This is a genomic window from Acinetobacter sp. YH12068_T (assembly GCF_024606005.1).
Lineage (GTDB): Bacteria > Pseudomonadota > Gammaproteobacteria > Pseudomonadales > Moraxellaceae > Acinetobacter > Acinetobacter amyesii.
Map to the genome: position 1 here is coordinate 2599994 of NZ_CP094555.1, position 19409 is coordinate 2619402.

The following is a 19409-nucleotide window of genomic DNA, read 5'->3' on the forward strand; positions in this document are numbered from 1 at the left end:
AATTTTAAGATGCAGAGGGTTTAGGGCGTAATTGTTTAACCCACTCATTCGGAACACCATTAAAATGATCTCTTAAACGATCTTCTACATGTTCAGGATCCCATACAGCAGCACGTTCCAAATCTTTTACTTCTTCATATGTTGCTGGAATATCGATACCTTCAGTTCCATCTTCATAATAAATAGAAATTGAATGATCAAACATATCTTGCTTAAAGAAGTAAACCTTCTGTTTTAAATCGTCATTTAATTCTACATTCCCAATAATATGCCATTTCTCGGATTTAAATGCGTAATTCATGACAGGTACTTTAAACAAAATCGAATGTGATGTTATGAAATTAACATTCAATTCTAAATTTTTCGTCTGTAAATTGTAGAACCCTGCCAATGGAGATTTTAAAACTATGCCATAGCCATAGCTTAGATTCCCCAAATTAATTGCAATCACATCACCTTCTTTAATTCTCTTACGTTTTGTTCTTTGTTCCATAATTTCTGATCTACTTACCAAAATCTCAAATACATTCCTGCAAATAATAAGGTTCTGTCACATTAAGAAACTAGCTTAATTTACTATTGAGCTTTACAGAAGCTAATAGAAATAAACTATTTAACATAATGGCTGTTATACGAAATGAAGATGTTAGAACCCATTTAAAGTGTCTATATTCTCACCAATAAAAATGTCTAGTTTATGATGGTTTTTATCACCATGGACTGGATATAAATATAGATGCTGATCACTATGTCTGACAAAGAAATTCAACGACTTGCAGTTCTGCAAGACGTTCGAGATCATCGTATTACCCAGGTCCGTGGTGCTGAAATCCTCAATCTTTCAACCCGTCAAATTACCCGGTTATTACAAAAGCTCAATCAAGATGGTGTCTCAGGTATGGCACATGCCAGTCGTGGTCAACCAGGTCATCGTCGCCATGATGATTTATTAAAATCAAAATGTCTTTCCATTATTTCTGAACATCTGCTTGGATTTGGACCCACCTTGGCCCATGAGAAGCTCAGCAGCATGTTTGACCTAGATATCCCGGTAGAAACGCTTCGGCGCTGGATGACTGCAAATGACCTCTGGATTCCGCGATCCAAGCGCCTTAAACGTCCATATCAGCCACGTTATAACCGGGATTGCTTCGGTGAGCTGATCCAGATTGATGGCTCATATCATGACTGGTTCGAAGGACGCGCTGCTAAGTGCTGTTTATTGGTGTATATCGATGATGCCACTGGAAAGCTGTTGCATCTGCGCTTCTGTGAGGCGGAAACGACCTTCGATTATATGCTTTCGACTAGAGCCTACATTGAGCAATACGGCAAGCCTCTGGCCTTTTATAGCGATAAACACTCGGTCTTCCGAGTGAATCAGAAATCGAGCCAGGACAGCAAGATCACGCAATTTGGGCGGATTCTGAATGAGTTAAACATTGATATTATCTTTGCCAACTCACCACAAGCAAAAGGACGTGTGGAACGTGCCAACAGGACACTTCAGGACCGTCTGATCAAGGAGATGCGCCTGGAGGGTATCAGTTCGATTGCCGAAGCAAATGCCTGGCTGCCCTGCTTTATTGAGCAGTTCAATCAGAAGTTCGCCAAATGTGCGCGAAACTCAAAGAATTTACATCGACCATTAACCGAATCTGATGCTGAGCTGGAGGATATTTTTACTTGGCAGGAACCGCGTAAGGTCACGAAGAACCTGACCATCACTTATGACAAGTGTATTTATATGCTTGAGCCAACAGCACTGAATCACAAACTTGTTGGGCAATACATTTCATTTCTGGAGTACCCGGATGGCACTGTAGCCATCATGCACGAAGGCCGAAAGCTCAATTACAGCATCTTCAATAAATTGGCTGGGCTACAGCAAAATGAGATTGTTGAGAATAAAAGATTAGGCTCAGTTCTGGCGCATATCCAGCAACAGCATGAAGAGTTGGAAAAACAAAATAAACGTTCCCGCCTCAAGAAAAGTATGCCGAGTCGTAAAGCTCAGAAAGCTGTTATTGAACAAAGAAATTTAAATCCTGTTCTTGACTCTTGCAGTTAAAAACAGGACATTTTAAATGGTTTATCGCATAGACATTTTAATTGGTGAATAACAGAAGAAGCCTATAACTCTTATCTAGGCTTTAAATTAAAGCTCACAAGTTAGATATGACTCTTTGTCCATTTATTTGTGAGATTTTGCGTCCATAATCATAATAATATGCATCTATCCAACATTCATCCCATATTCACACTTTTTAAGATCATAAAAAAGTACTTTTACAGCATTCACATGCATTCTCTGCTGAATTTAGTGCGCATTAAACCCAATCATCAACATATATTTTTTCAAATCAATCAAAGACAAAACTAAATATTCTCAATATGATAAAAAAATGCGTCAATTAAAGTTGAAGAATATGAATAGCAAGACAACAAGACAGATACTCGTCACAGGCGCGACAGGCTATATTGCCAGTTGGGTCATTAAAAACTTACTTGAATTAGGTCATACAGTGCATGCCACAGTTCGAGATCTGAATAAAACATCAGGATTTGCACATCTCGAAAAAATTGCAGCTAAAACAACTGGCGCTTTAAAACTGTTTCAAGCCAATTTATTGGATGAGGGTGCATTTGATTCAGCCATGCAAGGTTGTGACATTGTGATCCATATGGCATCCCCTTTTGTTGTGACCAACTATAAAGACGCAATAAAAGACATTATTGAGCCGGCTATTTTAGGCACTGAAAATGTACTCAACAGTGTCAATAAAACAGAATCTGTACAACGTGTTGTCGTGACTTCAAGCATCGCATCAACCTATGGTGATGCTATTGATATTCTACAGACCGAGCATAATGAATTTGATGAATCGCATTGGAACACTTCTAGCTCTGAGACGCATCAGCCTTATCCGTATTCAAAAGTTATGGCAGAGCGAAAAGCATGGGATATGCAAAAAGCACAACAACGCTGGAATTTGGTTTGTGTAAATCCAGCCTTAGTGATGGGCCCTTCATTAACAGCATCAACTCAGTCTGGCAGTGTTGAGGTTTTACAGCAGTTTGCCAACGGTATGACTTTGGCGGGTGTTCCACCAATGTGGAATGGAATTGTCGATGTCCGTGATGTCGCCGATGCGCACGTACAAGCAGCATTAAACCCTAAAGCATCAGGTCGTTATATCATTAGCGGTGGTACTTTAAGTTTATTAGAAATGGGGAAAATATTACGCTCGCATTTTGGTAATAAATTTCCATTTCCGCGCAATACCTTACCGAAGTTTGCCTTTAAAGCATTTGGCCCTCTTGTAGGTTTCCCACGAAAGTTTGTTGAACTGAATATGGGTTACCCAATTTACTTTAATGCTGAAAAAAGTAAAAAAGAATTGGGCATTGAGTACCGAAATATTCAACAAAGTGTGGTTGAACATTTCCAACAATTACTCGATGACGGTGTGGTTAAGCAATATATTCCGTAAATCATTCATTTGCAAAAAAGCCACCTTGAATATGTGGCTTTTTATATTAAAAAAACTAATCTAACTTAGAAATCAAAAGTCACGCCGACTTTATAGGTACGTGGACCACCCACTAAGGCATAACCTGAGTTGAATGTACCTTCCCAATATTTCTCATCAGTCACGTTAGCAATATTGGCTAAGAATGTAGTATTTACACCACCCAAATTGGTTTTATAACGCGCACCTAAATCTAAGATTGTATAGTCTGGTAGTTTAAGACTATTAGTTTCATTTAAATATTGTTCACTCACATAATTTGCACGCGCATTCACATTTAAACCATCTACATAAGGTACCGCATAATCTAAGCCAAGCGTTGCGGTAAAGTCAGGAATACCATATACCGTATTGCCTTGATTAGTTACACCATTTTTCACCGCTGCTTTGGTATATTCAGCATCGATATAAGCCATGCTGCCCATCAGATTCAACCCTTGATAGATTTCACCTGAAAAAGCCCACTCTATACCACGTGAACGTGTTTCAGCGCCATCCGTTGTGATTTGGGTGATATCACCGTTGGTTGGGTCTCTATAAGTGTCGTCAACCATCGTGCCCGGCTTTTCTATCTGGTATAGCGCAAATGTATTTAGCCATGAACCATTTTGGTATTTTGCTCCAACTTCGTATTGCTTAGTTTGAAATGGCGCAAAGGTCACATTATGATTGGCATCCTTTTGATTGTTTACCGTTGAACCTTCAGCTAGACCCTCAACATAGTTGGCATAGATTGAAAGGTTGTCGCCGAATGGTTTCACCACCACGCCTAAGCTTGGTGAAATTTTATCTTCCTGATATTCAGTCTTGTTTTTTAAATTCTTGGTATCAATATCTTGATAACGTGCACCAATGATTAGTTGTAACTTGTCATCTAACATTGAAAGCTGATCTGTCAGGGTATAACTGACATATTGATTATCCAAAAGTGGTGTCATCACTGGTTTTATCGCAGGCATATCGCCTGCAAGAATTGGGTCATATAAATTTGTTTCAAATGTAACTGGCGTTGAGCCTTGACTGCTGTGCTGACGGGTTTCACGGCTGAGGTAATCTGCACGCAGACCAACTTTGTGTTTGATTTCCGCCGTTTCAAAATTACTTTCAATCCCTAAGTTTGCAGTGGTATTTTTTTCATCCATTCCTACACGATAGTACTGTGAGGTTGCATGACCATCTTCACCCCCCACAACCAATCGTGTACCAAAAATGTGCCCACGATAAGCTTTTTCTACATGCCCTACACCAGCAGAAATCTTGGCTTCAGGAGTCATGTGAAACTCACCACTTAGACCAACAAATTCGCTATCCGTGTGACCTGTTAAATTTTTAAAATAGTTGCTATCGCCTTTCGGTGCATCCAGCACACCATTGTAAATATGCTTATGCGCATCTGCCACGCCAAATCCGACCATCGCAGGTGAACCACCATTACGATCATCACGTACCGCATAGGCATCAAAATTAAGTTTTAACTTATCCGTTGTATAGTCTGCAGCAATTGCACCTGATGCATGTTTATCTTCCATGCCTTCAATAATGTGCTCACCTTGACCATAAGCACCATTCACACGTAGACCAAATTCTTTTTCAGCACCAAAACGTCGCGAAACGTCAAAATCTGATTGGTAAAAACCACCTTCTTCCATTGAAGCTGAAACTTGAGTTTTTTCTTTATCTGCACGCTTAGTTTTAGCGATGACCACACCACCGACTCCGCCAGCAGGCGACATACCTGCAACCAAGGCATTCGGGCCTTTTAAAACCGTTACCGAATCTAGAAATTCAGTCGGTACGCGTCCATAAGGCGCCATACCGTACATACCATTGAGTGCAATGTCATCGTGATTGATGTCAAAGCCACGAATATTAAAGTTTTCGTTTAAATGACCTTGGTTGGTTGTAATACGGATACTCGCATCATTTTTTAATACTTCACCAACAGTCGTAGCCTGCTGTTCTTCAATTAACTTTTCACTATATGCAGCAACGCTAAATGGCGTATCAACATTTTTTTTATTTCCCAAAGCACCAAGTTCTGTCTGCGCTTTCAACTTACCATTTGCAAGTTGCTTTTCTGCAGGTACCTCAATTTCAATTGTTTCAAGCACGGTTCGCTCTGCTGCATTTACTACTGCAGATGTGCCCACCCCTAAGATCGCGATTGAAATCGCACGGACTAAATGAGTTTTTGGAAAATTGATCATTGTTGAACGCTTAATTTATTTGAATAAGAATCATTATTATATTTAGAATAATTCTTAACTGCATCATGAATCCCGATAATTATATTTTTTTAATGAAAAATATAAATATTCATTTTTTATAAATTGTAGATAAGACAAATGTAAATAATTGTTTATTATTGATTTTATAAAAAAATAAATACAATCTGTGTATGTTCAATTAAAGCTCTTAGGCAAACAAATGATTAATTAACATACAAATAATTTGAATTTTTACATGCTTTATTGCCTTTGAATAGATGTATCCATTTACATCCTACGATTATTCAAAAGTTAATAAGGCATTTTGGTTAGTGCCTGTTAGCCTAATTTAAGTCCCTTTTTTAAATTAAAAAAAAGCGGCTCAAAAGAGCCGCTTTTTTCTAACCGAAGTTAAACTCAAATTATTGAGCTTGACCAGGTTGAGCCACTACAGTACGGCTACCAGAAATCGTAGCGAATACGCGACGGTTCATAGCACGGCCTTCTTTAGTGTTGTTGTCAGCGATCGGTTGATCCCACGCGAAACCTTGAGTAGATAAACGAGCTGGGTCAACGTTGTATTCGTTAACAAGTGAAGATTTAACAGAGTTAGCACGAGCTAGTGATAAACGTTCGTTTAGAGCACGTGGACCAGTGTTGTCTGTGTGACCTTCGATTTTAGCTGTAGCATTAGGGTATTCGCCTAATTTTTCAGCTACTTTAGCGATTTCAGGTTTGTATTGATCTTTGATGTTTGATTTGTTTGTATCAAAGAACACACGAAGTTCCATGTTAAGATCTTCAGTCAACTCTTGAGGAGCTGGAGCAACTGGAGCAACTGGAGTTACAGGAGCAACTTCAACTACAGGAGCAGCAGGTTTCAAGTGACCGCCAAGAACTACGTTAAGACCAGCTAAAGCTGTGTAGTTCCAGAAATCTTCATCGATGTTGTAAGTAGCACGAGCTTCAGTACGTAGCGATAAAGCATCATTTAAGCGCCAGAAAGCACCAAGACCAGCATTACCTAAAGTACCTTCTTCAGTAGTACCACGATCTACACCAGCAACACCACGAGCACGAGCTTCGTCAAATTTGTATTTGTAGTGACCAGCACCTAACAATACATATGGCTTAACTTTGCTGTCATAGTTTTTAGTGATCAAATCAGAGGTAGCATAGAAGTTACCGTTAATTTGGGTTTGTTTGTATTCGCCGTGATCAACGTCTACATCACCTTTAACTTGGTTATATTCAGCTTCGAAACCTAACCATGGAGTTAATTCAACACCAAGTGCTGCACCAACAAACAAGTCGTCTTGTAGCTCTGGACCTTCAGTAAGGTTACCACGGCTGTTGTTGTGTTGAGAATCTTGGAAAGTGTAACCAAGCATTAATGGAGTAACAGTTACGCCTGCGTTTGCAGCTGCTAAAGGAGCAGCTACGAGCATTGCTAATGCAATACGACTCATTTTCATGGATTTATCCTCCAGAGATAACAATTGTTGTTCAAGCTCAAGCCGAAAAATTGGCTATCCTGAGATAGGCTTTCTTATACCCCAGTTTTTTTTTAAGCTATTCACGCTGAATCATACAAACACTTTTTTCTTTTTCCAAGTGCTTGATTAATCTAATCAAGTAAATTATTGACAAAATTACTTACAATTTCCGTTGTAATTCGGTAAATTTTTACTCAATTTTGAGCAGTGAATCGCCTATTGTCACTTGCTATTTTCATTTTAACAGCTTTATCTAAAATTGAGTAATAAAATTCTATACTCAAAATTAATATCGCCATTAAAAACACATATAACATTAGACATATAAAAATAATATTAAATTTTGGATTAAATCAATGCTTTACAATAAAGAAACCGGCTTTACGTTATTTGAACTTTTGGTCTCAATTGCGATTATGGTCATTATCGTGACGATAGCTTTACCACATTTCAACAATTTAATGGCGCAGCGAGAAGCGAATAACATCAAATCGACTATTCAAAATCACAATGCATTCGCACGAGCTCAGGCCACAATTTATCACTCCAATATTGTGATTTGTCCTAGTCTTGACTTTAAACTTTGCCAACCTAACAACTGGAACAGTGGACTGATCATATTTATTGACAGTAATAAAAACCGTCAAGTCGATGCAAATGAAAAAATATTACGACAAGACAAACTCAATTTAAAATATGGCGATCTCTCTTGGCGTGGGACTCTACACATTCCAAGTCTCACCTTTCAAGCCAGCTCCGGTTTACCCAATGGTTCAAATGGTAGTTTCTACTACTGTTCGAAATCAACGCTTCAACCGATCCGAGCAGTCTTAAGTCGAATGGGACATTTACGATTTGAAAACCCAATCAGTTGCTAATTTGAGAACCGGTGAGTCCAAAGCAGCCTTTTAAATTTGCTTTATTCCTGTTCAATTTTACTTATACTGCTGACGTATTCAAAAATTAATGTATAAGAAAATGGAGACATGTAATGACTGATATCGTCATCGTGAATGGTGCCCGTACAGCAATGGGTGGTTTTCAAGGGAGTTTAGCCGCTGTCACTGCACCAGAATTAGGCGCAGTTACGATTAAAGCAGCCATCGAACGCGCGGGTATACAACCGACAGATGTTGAAGAAGTCATTATGGGCTGTGTGCTTCCGGCTGGTCTGAAACAAGGTCCTGCCCGTCAAGCGATGCGTAAAGCCGGTCTTCCAGATTCAACTGGTGCCGTAACCATCAACAAGCTGTGTGGTTCAGGTATGAAGGCCGTGATGCAAGCGGCAGATATGATTAAGGCAGGTTCGGCTCAAGTCGTGGTTGCAGGTGGTATGGAGTCAATGACCAATGCCCCTTATGTTTTAACCAAAGCACGAGCTGGCTACCGTATGGGCCACGGTGACGTTAAAGATCATATGTTCTTAGATGGTTTAGAAGATGCAGAAACGGGCCGACTCATGGGTTCTTTTGCGCAGGATATGGCAAACACAAAAGGCTATACACGTGAACAAATGGATGACTTCGCCATTCGCTCGCTTAAACGTGCGCAAACTGCAATTACTGAGGGTTATTTTGCTGACGAAATCGTGCCTGTCACTGTTTCGAGTCGTAAAGGCGATGTGATTATCGATAAAGACGAACAGCCTTTTAACGCTAATATCGAAAAAATTCCAACGCTGCGCCCTGCTTTTGCTAAAGATGGAACGATTACCGCTGCCAATGCCAGTTCTATTTCTGATGGCGCATCTGCTTTAGTTTTAACATCAGCAGATCAAGCTTCAGCAAAAGGTTTAAATCCGCTCGCAAAAATTGTGGCTTATGCATCAAATTCACAGCATCCTTCAGAATTTACCATTGCACCTGTAGGCGCAATTCAAAAAGTTCTAGATAAATCGGGTTGGAATGTTGCTGATGTCGATTTATGGGAAATTAATGAAGCTTTTGCCATGGTCACGATGTGCCCTATTGATGAATTTAAATTAGATGCTGAAAAAGTAAATATCAACGGGGGTGCTTGTGCGCTTGGACATCCTGTTGGTTCTACAGGTTCACGCATTATCTTAACGCTGATCCATGCATTAAAACGTACAGGCGGTAAACGTGGTATTGCAGCGCTGTGTATTGGCGGTGGTGAAGCGACTGCTGTGGCGATTGAATTGCTTTAATCCTCTGCTGACTCCCTTCACAAAGGCCGATTTAGAGGGAATATTCTTTAATCCTCCCCTAACCCCTCCTTTAATAAAGGAGGGAGACTGAAAATCCCTCTGTAAGAGGGATTTTTTATGCTTACATTTTAGACATAAATTGTTCACATACAGCTCAGCCAAGGCTCTTAAAATAAATGTCGACATAATAAAAATGGATGACCACCATGCAGCTCAATCACTACTTGAATTTTCAAGGCAATACCGAGGCAGCCTTTAATTTTTATCGTTCTGTATTTGGTGGAGAGTTCCTCAATGTGATGCGTTATGGTGATATGCCTGCTGAGGAAGGCATTTCACTATCCGATGCAGATCAGCAAAAGATTATGCATATTTCCCTACCGATCAATGAATTTACCGTGCTGATGGCCTCAGATGTCAACGAACAATTCTGTGCGCAATCCAATCAACCCTTTACCTTAGGCAGCAATCACTATATTTCGATTAATTTAGACAGTAGTGAACAAGCTGAAGCCAAACGATTGTTTGATGCATTGTCCAAAGGAGGCTCTATAGAAATGCCTCTCGAAAAGACCTTCTGGGACGCGCTGTATGGCGCATTTACCGATCAGTTCGGTATTAAATGGATGGTCAATTGCCAGCTTAAAAATGAATAATCACTCATTAAAAGTATTTCGATCAATAAAAAAGCCTCCGAATGGAGGCTTTTTTATTGATCAAGGCACTTAAGCACCAGTTTGATAATGCGCTTGCGGCACTGCAGTTGAAGCTTGATATGGATTGGTAAAATCACCTAAGCCAGCAGCAGCTTCAGCAATATCTTTACTTTCTTTCACTACAAAAGTATCGAAACCTGAACGCTTCATGTAGTTCAACACGTCTTTGAATACATCACCTGTCGCACGTAGTTCGCCTTGGAAACCTTGGCGACGTAACAATGCAGCAAATGAATAGCCACGACCATCGTTAAAACCAGCAAACTCGATAAAGATTGCATCTAACTGATCAAGCGGGAATTCATTGGTTTCAGGTGAAGCATCAACCGTGACGAAAAGTGCTTTTTTACCAGACACATTCGCAAGTTGATCTAACTGCTCAACTGTTAAAACCACGTCACCTTGTGGCAACACACCATCTTCACCAATGACTTGGTAAGTATTGTCTGCAATCGAGCCATCTTTAGAGAGGACTTGTAGTGCTGTATTAAGCATATGCACGCTCCTTAAATGGTTGGATGCCAATACGGCGGTAAGTATCAATAAACTCTTCGCCTTCTGCACGCAGGTCTAGATAAGTATTTAAGATTTCTTCAATGATGTCTGGTACAACTTCGGCTGCAAATGATGGGCCTAAGATGTCACCAATTGATGCATCATGGTCTGCATTACCACCCAAAGTGATTTGATAGAACTCAGCACCCTTTTTATCTACACCTAAAATACCGATATTACCGACATGGTGGTGACCACACGCATTCATACAACCAGAGATGTTCAGATCCAATTTACCTAAATTGTAAATGGTATCTAAGTCATTAAAACGACGTGTAATGGCTTCAGAAATTGGAATCGATTTCGCATTTGCCAATGAACAGAAATCACCGCCTGGGCAGCAAATGATATCGGTTAAGAACCCAATATGCGCACGTGCAAGATTGTGTTGATCAAGGATTTTCCATAGATCAAACAAATCTTTTTGCGGTACATCCACAAGCGCAATATTTTGCTCATGTGTGGTACGGAACTCACCAAAGGTATATTTGTCAGCCAAGTCAGCAATCAGGTTCATTTCTTCAACAGTCATATCGCCCGGTGCAATACCCGCACGTTTCAAAGAAATCGTAACGATGCGGTAACCTTTGACTTTATGTGCATTGGTGTTGATGTTGAACCATTGTTTAAATTTCGGCTCTGCGGCAAATTGCTCTGCGAAATCTTCATCCGCATAATCTTGGTAATCAAATGGTGTGAAGTTCTCATCCATTTTCGCCAAGGTATCAGCATCAATTTTTAAAGTTTTGATGGTATGTGCAAATTCAGCTTCCACTTTCTCTGCAAATACTTCTGGTGTTAATGCTTTCACTAAAATTTTGATACGCGCTTTATATTTGTTATCACGACGACCGTGTAAGTTGTATACACGAAGTACCGCTTCTAAATAAGCAATCAAATCTTCACGTGGCAAGAAGTCACGAATAAAGCTACCAATCACTGGGGTACGGCCTAAACCACCACCAACTTTGATTTTATAGCCAATCTCGCCTGCTTCATTTTTCACGATATACACACCGATATCATGGAAAGACGTTGCCGCACGATCAGTTTCTTCCAGTGCTGAAACTGCAATCTTGAACTTACGTGGCAAGAAAGCGAATTCTGGGTGGAAAGTTGACCATTGACGAATCAATTCACACGTTGGGCGTGGGTCAGCAATTTCACCCGCAACCACACCTGCATATTGGTCAGTGGTGGTATTACGAATACAGTTACCCGAAGTTTGAATCGCATGCATTTGAACAGATGCGAGCTCTTGTAACATATCAGGCACATTTTCTAGTGCAGGCCAGTTAAACTGAATGTTTTGACGAGTAGATACGTGCGCATAACCACGGTCATAGTCCTGAGCCAATGACGCAATTTTACGTAATTGTTTAGAATTCATCAGGCCATAAGGTACTGCAATACGTAGCATCGGTGCATAACGCTGTACATAAAGGCCGTTTTGAAGACGCAGTGGACGGTATTCATCTTCCGTCAATTTACCTGCTAAATAACGTTCCGTTTGATCACGGAACTGTGCAACACGTTCATTAACCAGTTGCTGGTCAAAATCAGTATATAAATACATGGCGTACAGCTAGTAATTTCTATTATAACAATGCACAGCATAACGAGATTTTATCTATCAAGAAAATGCGTTTTTTACATATTTAATAGCGATTTTATTGATAAGACTGTCGCAATTTCACTGATATAGCGGATTCCGGTCATTTACTTTTTATTTATTAATATATTGAATTATTTCTCCATTACTTAGCATAAATTTACATAAAGAATTTAAGCCAATAAAAAGCCCGATAAATCGGGCTTTTTATTTAGCGATGTAAAATCACTTATTTTTTATCTGGTAAAGCATACGCAACAAGGTAATCACCAAGTTTTGTACCAAATGAACCATGACCACCAGCCATGATCACAACATATTGTTTACCATTTGCTTCATAAGTCATTGGAGTCGCTTGACCACCTGCTGGTAGACGACCTTCCCACAAAGTATCACCATTCGTTACATTGATTGCACGGATATAGTTATCTTGTGTTGCGCCTACAAACATGACATTACCAGCAGTCGAGATTGATCCACCAAGACCCGGTACACCAATTTTCACAGCAGGTAATTGGAACAATTTCGGTAAACTATCACGAATTGTACCTATACGTTTTTTCCAGACCACTTCATGTGTATTTAAATCTACACCTGCAGTAAAGCCCCATGAAGGTTGTTTACAAGGTAAGCCAAGTGGTGACAAGAATGCTTTGATTTCCACCCCATAAGGTACGCCATACATCGGTTGCACGCCTTGTTCAGTACCCGCACCTTTCGCAGTTTGCTCACGGTTTGGATCTGTAGGAATCAACTTAGTCACAAATGGCAAGCCAATTGGGTTCATCACAGCAACTTGACGGTCTTGGTTCACCGACATACCACCCCATTCAAATACCCCAAGGTTACCAGGGAATACCAATGTGCCATTTTCAGAAGGTGGTGTATAAATACCGTCGTAGTTTAATGATTTGAAATACACACGACACATCAACTGGTCAAACATAGTGGCACCCCACATTTGTTTATCAGTCAATTTATCTTTTGGTGCTAAATCAAAATCAGAGAACGGTTGAGTTGCAGAATAATGCTCACCTTTAGTTTGTGGACCACGTCTTACAGTTTGTGGAACTGCTTTTTCGGTGATTGGCACAATCGCTTTACCGGTACGACGGTCAAGGACGAATGCATTACCTGTTTTGGTTAAGACATAGATCGCAGGAACAATATTACCTGATTTATCTTTGATATCTGCCAATGAAGGTTGTGATGGTACATCCATATCCCACAAATCATGATGTGTGGTTTGGAAGTTCCAGATCAATTTACCAGTCGATGCATTGATCGCAAGCATTGAGTTTGCATAGCGTTCATCTAAAGGCGTACGGTGACCACCAAAAATGTCTGGTGTGCCTACACCTGTTGGCACATAAACGATGTCAAGTTTTTCGTCATATGCTAAAGGTGCCCATGCATTCGGTGAGGCTACAGAGTATTTTTGACCTTCGCCTGGCATGGCATTTGGATCTTCCGCCCCTGTATCAAAGATCCACAATAATTCACCGGTATTGACATCATAACCACGGATGACACCAGATGGCTCTTTAGTCGAGAAGTTATCGGTAGTTGAACCGCCAATCACAATGGTTGTGCCAGTAACCACTGGAGGTGAAGTTGGGATATAACCGCCCGGATACGGATAAGGCATATCTTTTTGTAGATCGACTTCGCCGTTATGACCAAAATCACTACATGCTTTACCTGTGTCAGCATTGACTGCAACCAAACGACCATCATTTACAGGCAAGATCACTTTACGCGGACATTCAGTTGAAGTCGAGCGTTTGTTCTCTAAGCTTTTTGCAAACTGAGTGGTATTTGCTGCGTCAAAATAAGACACACCACGACATGTTAAATGTTGATAGGTATTGTCCGCTTTAAGTTTTGGATCGAATGCCCATTTTTGTTTACCTGTCTCAGGATCAAGTGCAATTAAACGTTGGTGAGTTGTACACATAAACATGTCATTGCCGACTTTAATCGGAGTGACTTGGTTTGTGGTTTCACCTGAGTCATTTTCTGTTGGTAACTCACCTGTACGGAAAGTCCACGCTACTTCTAAATCTTTAACGTTGTCGCTATTGATTTGGGTGAGTGGAGAATAACGTACACCACCTTGTGTACGACCATAGGCAGGCCAATCTTCAGGAGCAATACCCTCAATCGCTTTGGCTGTTTGAGGTTGTGCATTTTTAATTTCACCGTGAATTTCTTGCGGATCATTAAAAATTGAATAGATCATCACGATAATCGCAATCACCAGTGTGCCTGATAATGTAATTTTCGCAGTTTTGCCATTTTCCATACCGCGTGTCACGGCAGGAATCAGTAACCAAAGGCCCAATAAGCCTAAAATATCAAAACGCGGTGCAAGTGCCCAAAAGTCAGAACCTGCCTCCCAAAGTCCCCAAATCACTGTACCCAGCATCAACGCTGCATAAATGTATAAAGAACTGTTTTGAATTTTTCTTAAGTATATTGCTGAAGCCAGCATTAACAGGCCGGCGATTATGTAGTACCAAGAACCGCCAAGGACTGCCAGCCAGATACCACCAATCAATAGAACTAAGGCGAAAATTGCCATCACAACGACGGTAAATGTTCGCATCCCAGTTCCGGTAGATGGGTTGCTCATGTTGACCACCTCTATTGTCGAATGTTGTATTTGGTGCGTGAAACACATTCAACACACCACCGTTTTTATGTCGCAAAGAGAAGTTGTTACAAAAACAATTCAAGGGGAAATATCGTAATTTTTCTCAGAATTACCGAATTGCTTTTATAAGAACTCTAATTGGACATCAATTAAAATGCTGTTTGAAATTTGATACCGCCGACCCACGCATTCTCACCATTTTTGTAAGCACCGACGTGACGGATATATTGAATATTAGGACGAATAGTTAGCCAGTTTGCCGCATGAATACCGTAGTAAATTTCTGCGTCATACTCTTCACTTTGTAGACCGCGTGCATCAATGCTGTTATTGGCAATATTAGCGTCATTCACATCATCATTAATGCTGATACGACCTAAGCCAATCGCGATTTCATCTTGAGGACGTGCATCGAATGCGCCTTTGTATACCAAGCCAATGTTTTGCATATCACTCACATTGTTGGTGTCTGAGTCATGCACAGTGACATTTACAAAACCACTTAAGCCACGTGAGGCATCGTCTTTGTGTGCTGTCAGTTGTTGTTTCGCCACAATCCAACCGCCTTGATGGTGATCTTTTTCATTTAATGGGCTATCAATGACATCGGCATCAGCGGTACTGTAGTAGTAACCTGCACGGTATTCACCCGGAAGCTTTTGTGTCCCCACTTTTGGAGTCCACACCACTTCAGCAGGAATAATCGCACCTTTAGAACCATCGGTACTCAAGTTCCAACCTTTACCACGTTTTAGATTTTCAGGGTTGTATTCATAAACCCCGACTTGTGCGTAGAGTTCAGGCTGAATGTTATATTTCACGCGAGCAGCCCATTGGCTGACTGGCCAGTTGTACCATTGGTCACCGACCCAGTTACCCACTTGTGAGCCACAAAGTGCTAAGTTTTGAAAGTCACAGTCAAAGCTGTTGAAATCTTCACCTTCACCGAAACGACCGACTTTAATATCTAATTTTTGGTCTAAGAATTTTTTCTTGATCCAAAAATCAGTCAAACGCCAAGTTTGACCACGACCCCACACTTCTTGTGTTGCACTTAAATGACCATTTAATGCATCTGAAGTTTGAGACAATGAACGGCCATTACGTTCAGTGATATTGATTTGCGCTTCGGTATCTTTCCAACCCGCAATTTTTTCTAAATCGAGATGTGCCCCGATCGCGAATTGGTCCGCATATTCAGTGCCATGACCAGAAGCATGCTTTGCATCTAACAAAGTGGCTAATTCGCCACCATAACTAAAACTAAAATCGTAACCTTTCTGTTGAAGCGCTGTTCGTTGACCGTTCCAATCACCGAACATCCATGGGCTTTCAGAACTGAAAGCATCTGCAGTAGTTGCCGCTTGGGTTGCTGAACCCGCAAGCATTATTCCGAGGCTAAGATATAAAGATCCAAGTTTACTCACAGCTATTTTCATTTGGAGACCTATATACCAATTGTGTTAATAGTTCATATAATACTCTCACATTTGTATAATTTATTTATTTTTTTGTTAACAACTCTCAATATTTACATAGATGTTTATCTAATTAAGAGATTTTAAAGGTTTTATTGTTTAACTTATCACCTTTTTTTATACCATTCATAACCAATTATCCGCACCTAAAGTTTTACCCACATGGGTATAAATCAATGCTGATCTAGAAAATTTAATCGGACATGCCAGTTGAGTTTGTGTCATTGTGTCGCCTTCTTGTAGCGGAACTTCAACACACCAATGCCGCTCTTGGGCCAATTGTGAATTTAGAGCTTCGTCCAAACTTAAAACTGGTTCCACACAGACATCTTGAGAGGCAAAAATCTTTTTCCACTCAGCCCATGTTTTGGTTAGTATTTTTCGGGCAATTGCATGCTTAATTTCAGTCTGATCTTGTGAATCAAATGACATGCCTTGCGTCGCTAAAGCGGGTAAATCTAGAATTTGCGCCAATCCATGTAAAAACTGTGGCTCCAAACCACCTATAGACAGATAGCGACCATCTTGAGTTCGATAATAGTCATAGAAACTTCCGCCATTCAGATGCGCCGTCTCTGCCGCGGTTACCGCATTGGCAGCCAATACGCCAGCTGCAGCCATATTGTTCAATGCGACGGCACAATCGGTCATGGAAATATCAATATATTGTCCTAAACCGCTACGGTAACGCTCAATCACCGCAGCTAAGATGCCAGTAATCGCATGCATTGATCCGCCTGCGACATCGGCGATTTGAATCCCCATTGGTGGCGGGCCACTATCTTGGCGTCCGCTATGACCTGAAATGCCCGATAAAGCCAAGTAATTGATGTCATGCCCTGCGCGGTCTTTGTAATGTCCGGTTTGACCATAACCCGTAATCGAGCAGTAAATAAGTCGCGGATTAATTTCGGCCAAAACTGCATAATCCAAACCCAAGCGTTGCATGACACCTGGACGAAATTGTTCCACCACAATATCAAAATCTGAAATTTTGGCTTTGATCAATTCAATACTTTTCGGATCTTTTAAATCCAATGCGATGGATTGTTTATTGCGATTTAAATAACTATGCGCTGTGGCTTGCCCATTGGCATAAGGTGGCATCAAACGAACCAGATCGGGACGCGTCGGTGACTCAATATGCACAACTTCCGCACCCATGTCAGCCAAATACAAGGTCGCAAATGGCCCTGGGAGTAATGTCGAAAAGTCGAGTACTTTCAATCCTTTTAAAGCAGCTTCCATGGATATTTTTCTCTAATTGTGTAGATTTTTTATCCATGGTAGAAATATAAAATGATTAAAACAATGTCATGTTCAGCCATTTACCTTGATAGTTTCGGCAATTTACCATGTAAAAATGGCAAAACCGCTGTTGTAAATTGCCATGATTTCTTTTTTTAGCGTCATTTAGGTCAAACATTTGTGAACATTAAAGAGACTGAAGGATTAAACATGAGTCGTGATACGATCAGTATCCATTTCGTCAACGCAGCCTTAACTGGTGTGAAACGTCTCGGCATGGATGTCGAAACTTTATTGTCTCATGTTGGCATTGAGGCTGAACTTCTACGCCAACCCAAAGCGCGTATTTCACCTGAACAATACACACGTTTTATTAAAATGTTGTGGATGGTGACTCAAGACGAACATGTCGGTTTTGATATTCAACCGCGCCGCTTGGGTACTTTTGCCATTATGTGCCAATTGATTATTCATGCAAAAACCCTCGGTGATGCACTCGAATTGTCTTCGCAGTTCTACAAACTGTTTGGTGATGAATGGTCGGTGACACTAGAACGTGATAAGCACGAAGCACGTTTAGTTCCTCAAATTCCGAAATCTATGGACCCAGACCATTTCATTACAGAAAGTATGCTGATGATTTGGCATGGTCTCGCTTCTTGGTTGATTGAACGTCGTCTGCCTTTAGAGCGTGTTCACTTCGGTTATGAACGTCCTGAACATGCTGACGAATATGATGCCTTGTTTTTTGCACCTGTCATGCAGTTTGATACACCACGAACTGAAATTACATTTGCAGCGGATTATTTAGATTTACCCATTCGTCAAAACGAAGAAACGCTTGAAGAATTCTTAAAAGCGGCTCCTGCACAGTTATTGGTTAAATTTAAAAATACCAATTCATTAACATCTCGTATCCGTGATGTGCTGAAGAGTCAAATTGGCGAAGAAATGCCAACCTTGAACGATGTTGCTTCAATGCTGTATCTATCTCCGCAAACACTACGTCGTCGTTTAGCCGCTGAAGGTAAGAGCTACCAAGGTGTAAAAGATGCTTTACGTCGAGATGCTGCAATTCACTTATTGCTTAACCCAGACTTAACGCTTGAAGATGTTGCACAGCAAGTCGGCTTTAGTGAAACCAGTACTTTCCACCGTGCATTTAAAAAGTGGACCGGTGTAACACCAGGCCTTTACCGTCAACTGCATGGTTATCACTAAGCAATAATCAAAACTAGCATTCTCTAAAACCTGATCTCGATCAGGTTTTTTTATTTCGGAAAATCTGCGCGTTGTTTTTGGCAAAGTATTGGATCGACGGGCGTGATCACGCGTTTGCCATCCTGTATCCGATACATTTCTGCCTTAGTCACATGATCATTGCGATCATACTCACAGGCTAAGCCGCCAGTCCCTTCATCTGAAGGATGAATGCCATAGATCATATAAATATAAAAACCGATCAAGCATACAAAACCTAAGCAGCCTAATAGTACTAGCCAAGCTAGACCTTTCAACACTCGCTTCACATTTTTATGTATAAGTAGATCTTCAATTTGAACTAAATCGATAGCAACTGATCTTAACCGATCCTCGCTTTCAATATGCAGGTTGATTTTTATCTTATTCAGCAGCAAGCGTTGACCAAAAATATCAAACGACTCACCCGTTCTCATCATTGCACTGGTTTGATTAATCCGTACACTCAAAAAACCAATAAAAATTTATAGATCAAAGGGAC

The 19409-nt window shown here is 40.5% G+C and carries 15 protein-coding genes; 6 read left to right on the top strand and 9 right to left on the bottom strand.

Annotated elements, in window-relative coordinates:
* Nucleotides 1-4: 4 nt before the first annotated feature.
* Complete coding sequence (locus MST18_RS12405) at nucleotides 5-493, bottom strand: immunity 26/phosphotriesterase HocA family protein (RefSeq protein WP_078194246.1); 489 nt, start codon at nucleotides 491-493, stop codon at nucleotides 5-7.
* A gap of 243 nt (nucleotides 494-736) precedes the next feature.
* Here MST18_RS12405 and MST18_RS12410 point away from each other — a divergent pair, with 243 nt between their 5' ends.
* Both MST18_RS12410 and MST18_RS12415 read left to right on the top strand, forming a co-directional pair.
* Nucleotides 737-2071: an ISNCY family transposase gene (locus MST18_RS12410; RefSeq protein ID WP_016658832.1), complete on the top strand. Its 1335-nt coding sequence runs from the start codon at nucleotides 737-739 to the stop codon at nucleotides 2069-2071.
* A gap of 334 nt (nucleotides 2072-2405) precedes the next feature.
* Complete coding sequence (locus tag MST18_RS12415) at nucleotides 2406-3494, top strand: aldehyde reductase (RefSeq protein WP_257227553.1); 1089 nt, start codon at nucleotides 2406-2408, stop codon at nucleotides 3492-3494.
* Between the two features lie 65 nt (nucleotides 3495-3559).
* On the opposite strand, the gene MST18_RS12420 is transcribed toward MST18_RS12415, so the two are convergent.
* The gene (locus tag MST18_RS12420) at nucleotides 3560-5740 is read right to left on the bottom strand and encodes a TonB-dependent siderophore receptor (protein ID WP_180133922.1); all 2181 of its coding nucleotides are present in this window, start codon (nucleotides 5738-5740) and stop codon (nucleotides 3560-3562) included.
* Nucleotides 5741-6162: 422 nt separating this feature from the next.
* A complete protein-coding gene (gene omp38 / locus MST18_RS12425; protein WP_180133921.1) occupies nucleotides 6163-7215 on the bottom strand; it encodes an outer membrane protein Omp38 in 1053 nt (350 codons plus the stop codon).
* 377 nt (nucleotides 7216-7592) lie between these two features.
* Here omp38 and MST18_RS12430 point away from each other — a divergent pair, with 377 nt between their 5' ends.
* The 3 genes from MST18_RS12430 (at nucleotide 7593) to MST18_RS12440 (ending at nucleotide 10059) form a co-directional block, all read left to right on the top strand.
* Nucleotides 7593-8114 (top strand): GspH/FimT family pseudopilin, encoded by a 522-nt coding sequence (locus MST18_RS12430; RefSeq protein WP_180133920.1) that lies wholly within the window; start codon nucleotides 7593-7595, stop codon nucleotides 8112-8114.
* A gap of 113 nt (nucleotides 8115-8227) precedes the next feature.
* A complete protein-coding gene (locus MST18_RS12435) occupies nucleotides 8228-9403 on the top strand; it encodes a thiolase family protein (protein WP_180133919.1) in 1176 nt (391 codons plus the stop codon).
* A gap of 206 nt (nucleotides 9404-9609) precedes the next feature.
* Nucleotides 9610-10059 carry a VOC family protein gene (locus MST18_RS12440; protein ID WP_180133918.1) on the top strand — a complete coding sequence of 150 codons (450 nt, stop codon included), beginning with the start codon at nucleotides 9610-9612 and terminating at the stop codon, nucleotides 10057-10059.
* A 69-nt stretch (nucleotides 10060-10128) separates the two neighbouring features.
* Here the strand turns inward: MST18_RS12440 and MST18_RS12445 are convergent, their stop codons facing one another.
* The 5 genes from MST18_RS12445 to MST18_RS12465 all read right to left on the bottom strand — a co-directional run bounded on the left by MST18_RS12445 (nucleotide 10129) and on the right by MST18_RS12465 (nucleotide 17668).
* On the bottom strand, nucleotides 10129-10614 hold the full coding sequence (locus tag MST18_RS12445; RefSeq protein WP_180133917.1) for a DUF934 domain-containing protein: 486 nt from the start codon (nucleotides 10612-10614) through the stop codon (nucleotides 10129-10131).
* Complete coding sequence (locus MST18_RS12450) at nucleotides 10607-12250, bottom strand: nitrite/sulfite reductase (RefSeq protein WP_180133916.1); 1644 nt, start codon at nucleotides 12248-12250, stop codon at nucleotides 10607-10609. The genes MST18_RS12445 and MST18_RS12450 overlap by 8 nt, the downstream gene beginning before the upstream one ends.
* A 265-nt stretch (nucleotides 12251-12515) precedes the next feature.
* Nucleotides 12516-14921, bottom strand: a complete 2406-nt coding sequence (locus MST18_RS12455; protein WP_180133915.1) for a glucose/quinate/shikimate family membrane-bound PQQ-dependent dehydrogenase — start codon at nucleotides 14919-14921, stop codon at nucleotides 12516-12518.
* Between the two features lie 170 nt (nucleotides 14922-15091).
* Entirely contained in the window at nucleotides 15092-16330 is a 1239-nt protein-coding gene (locus MST18_RS12460) for a carbohydrate porin (RefSeq protein WP_257227554.1), read from the bottom strand.
* Nucleotides 16331-16546: 216 nt separating this feature from the next.
* On the bottom strand, nucleotides 16547-17668 hold the full coding sequence (locus MST18_RS12465; protein ID WP_078194258.1) for a CaiB/BaiF CoA-transferase family protein: 1122 nt from the start codon (nucleotides 17666-17668) through the stop codon (nucleotides 16547-16549).
* 210 nt (nucleotides 17669-17878) lie between these two features.
* On the opposite strand from MST18_RS12465, the gene MST18_RS12470 reads away from it, so the two are divergent.
* Nucleotides 17879-18889 carry an AraC family transcriptional regulator gene (locus MST18_RS12470; protein WP_078190094.1) on the top strand — a complete coding sequence of 337 codons (1011 nt, stop codon included), beginning with the start codon at nucleotides 17879-17881 and terminating at the stop codon, nucleotides 18887-18889.
* A gap of 50 nt (nucleotides 18890-18939) precedes the next feature.
* Here MST18_RS12470 and MST18_RS12475 read toward each other — a convergent pair whose 3' ends face one another.
* Nucleotides 18940-19377 carry a hypothetical protein gene (locus tag MST18_RS12475; protein WP_257227552.1) on the bottom strand — a complete coding sequence of 146 codons (438 nt, stop codon included), beginning with the start codon at nucleotides 19375-19377 and terminating at the stop codon, nucleotides 18940-18942.
* Nucleotides 19378-19409 lie beyond the last annotated feature (32 nt).

Coding starts and splice junctions, on each gene's coding strand:
- MST18_RS12405 (WP_078194246.1), bottom strand. CDS start 493: ATGGAACAAAGAACAAAACGTAAGAGAATTAAAGAAGGTGATGTGATT.
- MST18_RS12430 (WP_180133920.1), top strand. CDS start 7,593: ATGCTTTACAATAAAGAAACCGGCTTTACGTTATTTGAACTTTTGGTC.
- MST18_RS12435 (WP_180133919.1), top strand. CDS start 8,228: ATGACTGATATCGTCATCGTGAATGGTGCCCGTACAGCAATGGGTGGT.
- MST18_RS12470 (WP_078190094.1), top strand. CDS start 17,879: ATGAGTCGTGATACGATCAGTATCCATTTCGTCAACGCAGCCTTAACT.
- MST18_RS12450 (WP_180133916.1), bottom strand. CDS start 12,250: ATGTATTTATATACTGATTTTGACCAGCAACTGGTTAATGAACGTGTT.
- MST18_RS12460 (WP_257227554.1), bottom strand. CDS start 16,330: ATGCTTGCGGGTTCAGCAACCCAAGCGGCAACTACTGCAGATGCTTTC.
- MST18_RS12455 (WP_180133915.1), bottom strand. CDS start 14,921: ATGAGCAACCCATCTACCGGAACTGGGATGCGAACATTTACCGTCGTT.
- omp38 (WP_180133921.1), bottom strand. CDS start 7,215: ATGAAAATGAGTCGTATTGCATTAGCAATGCTCGTAGCTGCTCCTTTA.
- MST18_RS12440 (WP_180133918.1), top strand. CDS start 9,610: ATGCAGCTCAATCACTACTTGAATTTTCAAGGCAATACCGAGGCAGCC.
- MST18_RS12445 (WP_180133917.1), bottom strand. CDS start 10,614: ATGCTTAATACAGCACTACAAGTCCTCTCTAAAGATGGCTCGATTGCA.
- MST18_RS12420 (WP_180133922.1), bottom strand. CDS start 5,740: ATGATCAATTTTCCAAAAACTCATTTAGTCCGTGCGATTTCAATCGCG.
- MST18_RS12415 (WP_257227553.1), top strand. CDS start 2,406: ATGCGTCAATTAAAGTTGAAGAATATGAATAGCAAGACAACAAGACAG.
- MST18_RS12465 (WP_078194258.1), bottom strand. CDS start 17,668: ATGGAAGCTGCTTTAAAAGGATTGAAAGTACTCGACTTTTCGACATTA.
- MST18_RS12410 (WP_016658832.1), top strand. CDS start 737: ATGCTGATCACTATGTCTGACAAAGAAATTCAACGACTTGCAGTTCTG.